Raw genomic sequence first — 6,512 nt, 5'->3', positions numbered from 1 at the left:
TGGCGGCCGCAGCGGCCGGCGGCGAAGCGGCGCCCGCGCCGTCGGGATTGTCGGCGCGCGAGCGGGAGGTACTGGGAAGGATCAGCCGGGGAGACAGCGAACGCGCCGTGGCGCGCGCCCTGCGCCTGAGCACGGGCGCGGTGCGCGCCCACCTGGAACGCGCCCTGCAGGAACTGGGGTGCGCGACGCGGCCCGCCGCCACGCTGAAGGCGCTGGCGCGCGGCCTGCTGTAACGCAGGCCGCGGCGAGGATAAAACCGAGGGTCAGGAATAGGTGGCGGGATGCACGCCGCCACCCGGGCGGATCAGGCCGCGCTGGGTGGCGACCACCACCGCGTGGGTACGGGCGGTGGCGTCCAGCTTGCTCATCACGCCCTTGACGTGGGTCTTGACCGTGCCCACGCCGATCCCCAGCTTGCGGGCGATCGACTTGTTGCAGCAGCCCTGGGCCAGCAGTTGCAGCACGTCGGTCTCGCGCCCGGTCAGGTTCTCGCGGCTCAGGCTGTCGGCCACGCTGCGCGTGACCGATTCGGTGAGATAGCGCTGGCCCTGGGCCAGGGTGGTCGCCGCCCGCTGCAGCTCATCCGGAGCGCAGGACTGCAGCACGTAACCATGCACCCCCGCGTCCATCGCGATCCGCACTTCCCATTCCTTGTCGAGCTGGGTCACGATCAGCACCGCCGGATGGCGCAGGGCTTCCGGCATCGGCCGGCGCGCCAGCGCGATGCCGGTGTCGTAGTCGGCCACCAGCACGCGCGCGACGCGCTGTCCCTCGGGCTGGCGCAGGCTGGTGGTGACGCGCAGCTCGGGCAGTTCGGCGAGGATGGCATGCAGGCCGACAGTCATCACCGGATCGGCGTGCATGATATGGACGGCAGAGGAAATCGTGTGCATGGTCGTGCTCCTGGTTGGACGGCGGGGCTATGCCCGTCCTCCATCTTGGAGTGGCCGTGGCCGATCCGGCAAGTTAAGACATGTAAAAAATGCGGCCGAAGGGTCCCTCTCGGCCACACGGCGAATGCGCTATACTTGGATGACCATGCGCCTGACCTCCTTCACCGACTACACGCTGCGCACCCTGCTGCACCTGGGGAGCAACCGCGACCGCCTGGTCACGATCCAGGAAATCGCCGACCTGCACAGCATCTCGAAGAACCACCTCATGAAAGTGGTCAACGAGCTGGCGCGCAATGGCGTGGTCGAGACCATCCGCGGCCGCAACGGCGGTTTCCGCCTGGCCCACGAGCCCGAGGACATCAACATCGGCGCCATCGTCCGCATGAGCGAGAGCGACTTCTACATGGCCGAATGCTTCGACCCGGAAGGCAAGCCTTGCGGCCTGGTCAAGAACTGCAGCCTGAAGGGCGTGCTGGGTAAGGCCACCAAAGCCTACCTCGACGAACTCGACCGTCACACCCTGGCCTCGCTGCTGCCGGAACCGGCCCCGCGCGAGACGCCGATCGCCTTCCAGCGCAAGAAAGCCGCCTGACCCCTTCGGTTTGCGCTCGACAATAAAAATGGCCGCCCGAGGGCGGCCATTGTCATTGCGGCCACACGGCCAGCAAGGCCGTGTGGCGACGGGCCTCAGAACCCGTAGTTGGCGCGGGCGTAGATGTAGCGGCCCGAGCGCCCGAACGGGGCGTAGTTGGCAAACGGCGTGTTGCCGGTGGTGTTGAGGAGTGGCGGCAGGGTTTCCGGGTACTGGTCGAAGACGTTGTCCGCGCCCAGCGCCAGGGTGAACTTCGGCGTCACCGCATAGCGTGCCTCGAGGTCGACCGTGGTCTTGGCGCCCAGTTCGAAGTCGAAGGCGGCCGTGGTGCCCGGCGACAGGACTTCGCCGTAGCGGGTGGCGCGCAGGGTCGCGCCCCACTGTCCCAGCTTCCAGTTCACGTTGGCGCTCAGCTTGTTCTTCGGCTGCCCCTTTTCCAGCGACAGCACGTTCAGGCGGTCGAACAGCACCGGCGCCGGATTCAGCGCGGCCAGCTGGGTCGTGACCGGGGTCTTGGTGACCTTGGTGTCGGTGAAGTTACCGGCCAGGGTGAAGTCGAAGCGCCCCGCCTCGCCCGCGTTCAGCGGCCAGTTCACGACCACGTCCACACCCTTGGTCGTGGTGTCGACGCCGTTGATGAAGAAGCGGCCGCCGCCGACGCCGATGAAGCCCTGGGCGGTCAGGTAGGAACGCACATTGGCCTGGGTCAGGTTCTCGGACAGGACGATGCGGTCGTCGACGTCGATGCGGTAGGCGTCGACCGTGACGCTGACCTGGCCGAAGCGCATCACCGCACCGAGCGAGGCGTTGACCGATTCCTCGGCCTCCAGCGGCTTGGCGCCCAGGGCCACCGCCACCGGATCGTTCGGCTTGAAGGTGGTGATCTCGAACGGCACGCCGTTGATGAAGTTGGTCGAGGTGGCGGTGAAGTTCTGCTGCTGCGGCGAAGGCGCGCGGAAGCCGTTCTGCACCGCGCCGCGCAGCGCGAATTCCTTGCTGAAGTCATAGCGGGCGGAGAGCTTGCCGGCCAGGCTGTTGCCGAAGTCGGAGTAATGCTCGCCGCGCAGTGCCACCGAGGTCAGCAGTTGCGGGGTGATATTCGCTTCCAGGTCGACGAAAGCGCCGACCGCGGTGCGGTGGCTGTCGATGGCGTTGGACGGACGGAAGCCCGGGAACACCTGGGCGCCCGGCGCCGCCGGGGTACCGTTCGGCAAGACTTCGCCGCCGTAGCGGTAAGAATCCGGTTCGCCCGCGAACAGCTCGTAGCCCTCGCGGCGCGCCTCGAGGCCAGCCGCGACGTTCAGGGGCGAGGCCAGGCCGCCGATATCGACGGACCGCACGCCGGTGAAGTTGAACACCGTCTGGTCGTACGAATAACCGCCGGCATAGAACTCCGTCTTGCTGCTCGGACCGATCGAACGGTTCAGCGTGTTCTGGATGTCGTACTCCATCTTGTTCTTGCCGTAGCCGAGCGAGGCGTCCATGTCCCAGCTTCCCCAGGTCCAGGTGGCGCCGCCGGTCATGGCGAAGTCGTTCACGGTCGGCGCGATGATCGGCAGGAAGCCGTCCGGATAGATGGACGGGATGTTGCGCGCGTCCTGGGCCGGACGGAAGAAGCCGCCCGAACGCGCTTCGCGGTTCTGGTAGCTGGCCCAGCCGTACAGCTTGACGCCGCCAGCCAGGCTGCTGCCGGCGTTGGCGAACAGGGTGCTCTGCTCCATCTCCGGCTCGCCGTACCAGGCGTTGAAGCGGTTGATGGTGTTTTCGCGCGGATCGAAGCCGCCGCCCGCCACGCGCGGGTATTGCTGGCGCATGTCGTAGCCGCTGCGCTCGGTGCGGTGCTGGTCCTTGTATTCGGCGGCGATGGTCAGGTAGCCGCTCTCGCCCAGCGCCAGGCCCTTCCAGACGCTGACGGTGGCGGTCTGGCCGTCGGTGCGCTTGCGCGAGGCCGGCGCGGTGCCGGCCCAGGGCGCGCCGGCCGGGGCGACGTCGTTGTACAGGTCGTATTCGGTCTTGCGCGCGCCATAAGTGACGGAGGCTTCGCCGCCGGTGCGGTCGGTGCGCAGGCGCATGTTGACCACGCCCGAGATCGCGTCCGAGCCGTACTGGGCGGCCGCGCCGTCGCGCAGCACCTCGACGCTCTTCACGATGGCGGTCGGGATGGTGTTCATGTCGACCGCCGCCGAACCGCGGCCGATCGAGCCGTTGACGTTGACCAGCGACGAGGCATGGCGGCGCTTGGAGTTGACCAGCACCAGGGTCTGGTCCGGGGCCATGCCGCGCAGGGTGGCGGGGCGGATGGTATCGGTGCCGTCGGTGATGGCCGGACGGGGGAAGTTCAGCGAAGGCAGCGCGATCGACAGCGCCTGGTTCATTTCGGTGCTGCCCACGTTCTTGAGGGTCTCGGCCGAGATGATGTCGACCGGGGCCGCGGTGTCGAGCGCGGTGCGGTTCGCCACGCGGGTGCCGGTGATCACCACGGTGCTCGGCTCGGCCTGGGTCGCTGCCGGGGCGGCGGGCGCCTGTTCCTGAGCTTGCGACGCGCCCGCGAACAGCGATGCGATGGCAAGTGCCAATACGGTTTTTTGCGCTACGTTCTTGTGCATCTTCGTTTTCCTCTTGTTGTAGATCTGGCAGCCGCTCCACTGGAGTTTCCCTTGCGGCAACTCCAGTCCATACTGCGTGGCACGATTGAAGATGTCAATTCGTAATGATTGCCATTAGGGATATTTACAACACAGCAGTGAGCGTCAGGTTCACGTAAGCCTCGATGACATTGCTGCAACGCACATTCGACGATGCGATAATTGACGCCGTGAATATGCTGCAACCAATCGACCATCACATCCCCGCCGCGGACGGGAGTATCTTCGCGCGCGCCTGGGAAGTGCCGGCGGCGGCGACCGCGCCCATCGTCCTGCTGCACGACTCGCTCGGCTGCGTCGGGTTGTGGCGCGGCTTTCCGGCTGCGCTGGCGCTGGCGAGCGGGCGCAGCGTCATCGCCTACGACCGCCTCGGCTTCGGCCGCTCCAGTGCACGCACCGGCCCCCTGCCCCTAAGCTTTGTCGCGGACGAAGCCAGGGAAGGTTTCGCCCTGGTGCGCGATTACTTCGGCCTGGAGCGTGTCGCCCTGTTCGGCCACAGCGTCGGCGGCGGCATGGCGGTCCATTGCGCGGCCACCTGGCCCCAGGCCCGCACGGCCCTGGTGACGGAGGCGGCCCAGTCCTTCATCGAAGAGCGCACCCGCGCCGGCATTCTGGAAGCGAAGCGCCAGTTCGCCCTGCCGGGCAGCCTGGAACGGCTGGCGCGCTATCACGGCGACAAGGCGGCCTGGGTGCTCGATGCCTGGACCGAAACCTGGCTGGCGCCCGCCTTTGCCGATTGGTCGCTGGATGCGGCGCTGCCAGGCGTGCACTGCCCCACGCTGGTGCTGCACGGCCTCGAGGACGAATACGGCTCGCGCCGCCAGCCTGAGCGCATCGCGGCCGGCGTGGCCTGGCCAGCGGAACTGGAGCTGATCCCCGGTGCGCGCCACGTTCCGCACCGCGAACGGGAAGCCTGGGTGGCGCAACGCGTGGCCCGCTTTCTTGGCGCCAGCTGAAAAACTTGCAAGCGGATGTCGAATCCGGACGGCGCCATTCGTCGTGGAGACAGGAAGCCATCCCGCGCTTCCCTACTTTCGGAGCCGAACATGACTGAACAAGACAAGGCAAAGGGACCGGCGTCCTATTTTCCCTCGATCGAAAAGAAGTACGGCCAGCCGGTGGCCCACTGGCTCGGCCTGCTGGGCGGCAGGGCCGGCATGAAGCACATGGAGATGGTGAACTGGCTGAAGACCGAGCATGGCCTCGGCCATGGGCATGCGAATGCGCTGGTTGCCTGGCACCTGGCGCAGGCGAGCGCGGCGCCGGGCTAGGCCAAGGTGTCGACAGTGCCGCGCAAGGGATCGGGGCGCCGCCGGCCCTTGCCGAAGCGGAGCGTCTCGTGGTGGCCAAGAGCGCTAGGCAAAACCTCTTGCTTGTCCTGATAGCAACAACGACTTACACTGGGTCATTCTGAAGGTTCGCTATCGGCCAATAGCTGTCGTTCGTCCCCTCTGCCGATTCAGCTAGAAAACATGATGGAAAAAATCCCGACAATGGCGCCTCCTCTGCAGCAGATCCTCGAGGCAGAGCTGGAAGCAGGCAACTTCGTTGCCGAAGTCTCTGCATGGCCACCAAAGTGCATGCTTCTAGTCATTTTGGGCAGGAACTTCATCACAAAGCGAGAGCGCTCCCCCGACGTCACGTTCCACGAAATAAACGATAGCCACTACTGGAGGGCAGAGTATCGGTACCAGGGTGGTACTCAGACGCTTGCCTGTAAGTTCTGATTTACAAAGCTCACCGAACGTCTGCTCTGGCTCGGAAGCGGCCGTGCAGTGAACGACAGCAACCGGCCAGAAGCGGTCGGTGACAACGAAATCGCAGTCCGCACACGTCGTCATCAATCAACGGGAAATTTTTGATGTCCTTACAAGAAGCCTTTTTAAGCGACCTTTCATTGTTAGTCGGGAAAGAGTGCTGGGGACTGGTTGGTGGTGGCGGTACAGGGTCTGTCATCTCACTGAAGATCGGCGCCCGCACGCTCAGGCATAAGCCCGTGAACAACCCTCATTTGAGCGACCTTGTCCAGCGATACACCAGTGCTTATTCGCTGATGCTCTGGTGCCCTTGGCGGATCGACTCGAACTCGGCTGTAGTTTCAGGTAGTCACATGGAGAACTCTAACGAGGGTCCGATGATTCGGGGCTACAGATCGATTTTAGGGCAGAAAATCACAACCGTGACCTGTTCCGCTCCCGCATTCGATCTCCGCCTGGAATTCGCAAACCAGCACACTCTCCTCGTCCATTGCAGTTCCATCGGGAAGGCCTACGAAGAGTGCTATACGTTCGGAGCGCCGCTCGGCTACTACCGGGTCAGACTTGACGGAGAGTTAGACTTCGAGGCCAGGGACTGATTGGCCGCTTTGGGTCGATAACG

General features: G+C 65.3%; 7 protein-coding genes. 5 read left to right on the top strand and 2 right to left on the bottom strand.

The window, feature by feature from the left end:
* A partial coding sequence (locus V7778_RS22645) for a response regulator transcription factor (RefSeq protein WP_335559482.1) occupies positions 1–233 on the top strand: 233 nt, incomplete at its 5' end.
* A 30-nt stretch (positions 234–263) separates the two neighbouring features.
* On the opposite strand, the gene V7778_RS22640 is transcribed toward V7778_RS22645, so the two are convergent.
* Positions 264–893: a response regulator transcription factor gene (locus V7778_RS22640; RefSeq protein ID WP_335559481.1), complete on the bottom strand. Its 630-nt coding sequence runs from the start codon at positions 891–893 to the stop codon at positions 264–266.
* A gap of 145 nt (positions 894–1,038) precedes the next feature.
* On the opposite strand from V7778_RS22640, the gene V7778_RS22635 reads away from it, so the two are divergent.
* Complete coding sequence (locus tag V7778_RS22635) at positions 1,039–1,488, top strand: RrF2 family transcriptional regulator (protein ID WP_335559478.1); 450 nt, start codon at positions 1,039–1,041, stop codon at positions 1,486–1,488.
* Positions 1,489–1,583: 95 nt separating this feature from the next.
* Here the strand turns inward: V7778_RS22635 and V7778_RS22630 are convergent, their stop codons facing one another.
* Positions 1,584–4,094: a TonB-dependent receptor plug domain-containing protein gene (locus V7778_RS22630; protein WP_335559476.1), complete on the bottom strand. Its 2,511-nt coding sequence runs from the start codon at positions 4,092–4,094 to the stop codon at positions 1,584–1,586.
* Positions 4,095–4,309: 215 nt separating this feature from the next.
* Here V7778_RS22630 and V7778_RS22625 point away from each other — a divergent pair, with 215 nt between their 5' ends.
* The 3 genes from V7778_RS22625 to V7778_RS22615 all read left to right on the top strand — a co-directional run bounded on the left by V7778_RS22625 (position 4,310) and on the right by V7778_RS22615 (position 6,489).
* The gene (locus V7778_RS22625; RefSeq protein WP_335559474.1) at positions 4,310–5,089 is read left to right on the top strand and encodes an alpha/beta fold hydrolase; all 780 of its coding nucleotides are present in this window, start codon (positions 4,310–4,312) and stop codon (positions 5,087–5,089) included.
* Between the two features lie 90 nt (positions 5,090–5,179).
* Positions 5,180–5,404, top strand: coding sequence for a DUF4287 domain-containing protein (locus V7778_RS22620; protein WP_335559472.1), 225 nt, complete (start codon positions 5,180–5,182; stop codon positions 5,402–5,404).
* Positions 5,405–5,994: 590 nt separating this feature from the next.
* Positions 5,995–6,489, top strand: coding sequence for a hypothetical protein (locus V7778_RS22615; protein WP_335559470.1), 495 nt, complete (start codon positions 5,995–5,997; stop codon positions 6,487–6,489).
* The last annotated feature ends 23 nt before the right edge of the window (positions 6,490–6,512 follow it).

This window comes from Massilia sp. DD77 (genome assembly GCF_036961685.1).
Lineage (GTDB): Bacteria > Pseudomonadota > Gammaproteobacteria > Burkholderiales > Burkholderiaceae_D > Telluria.
Note: the sequence above shows the minus strand (reverse complement) of the source record. Positions and strands in the feature narration are given on the sequence as shown.

Excerpts from the sequence above, each read along its gene's own strand:
- V7778_RS22640 (WP_335559481.1), bottom strand. The coding sequence starts at position 893 with ATGCACACGATTTCCTCTGCCGTCCATATCATGCACGCCGATCCGGTG.
- V7778_RS22635 (WP_335559478.1), top strand. The coding sequence starts at position 1,039 with ATGCGCCTGACCTCCTTCACCGACTACACGCTGCGCACCCTGCTGCAC.
- V7778_RS22630 (WP_335559476.1), bottom strand. The coding sequence starts at position 4,094 with ATGCACAAGAACGTAGCGCAAAAAACCGTATTGGCACTTGCCATCGCA.
- V7778_RS22625 (WP_335559474.1), top strand. The coding sequence starts at position 4,310 with ATGCTGCAACCAATCGACCATCACATCCCCGCCGCGGACGGGAGTATC.
- V7778_RS22620 (WP_335559472.1), top strand. The coding sequence starts at position 5,180 with ATGACTGAACAAGACAAGGCAAAGGGACCGGCGTCCTATTTTCCCTCG.
- V7778_RS22615 (WP_335559470.1), top strand. The coding sequence starts at position 5,995 with ATGTCCTTACAAGAAGCCTTTTTAAGCGACCTTTCATTGTTAGTCGGG.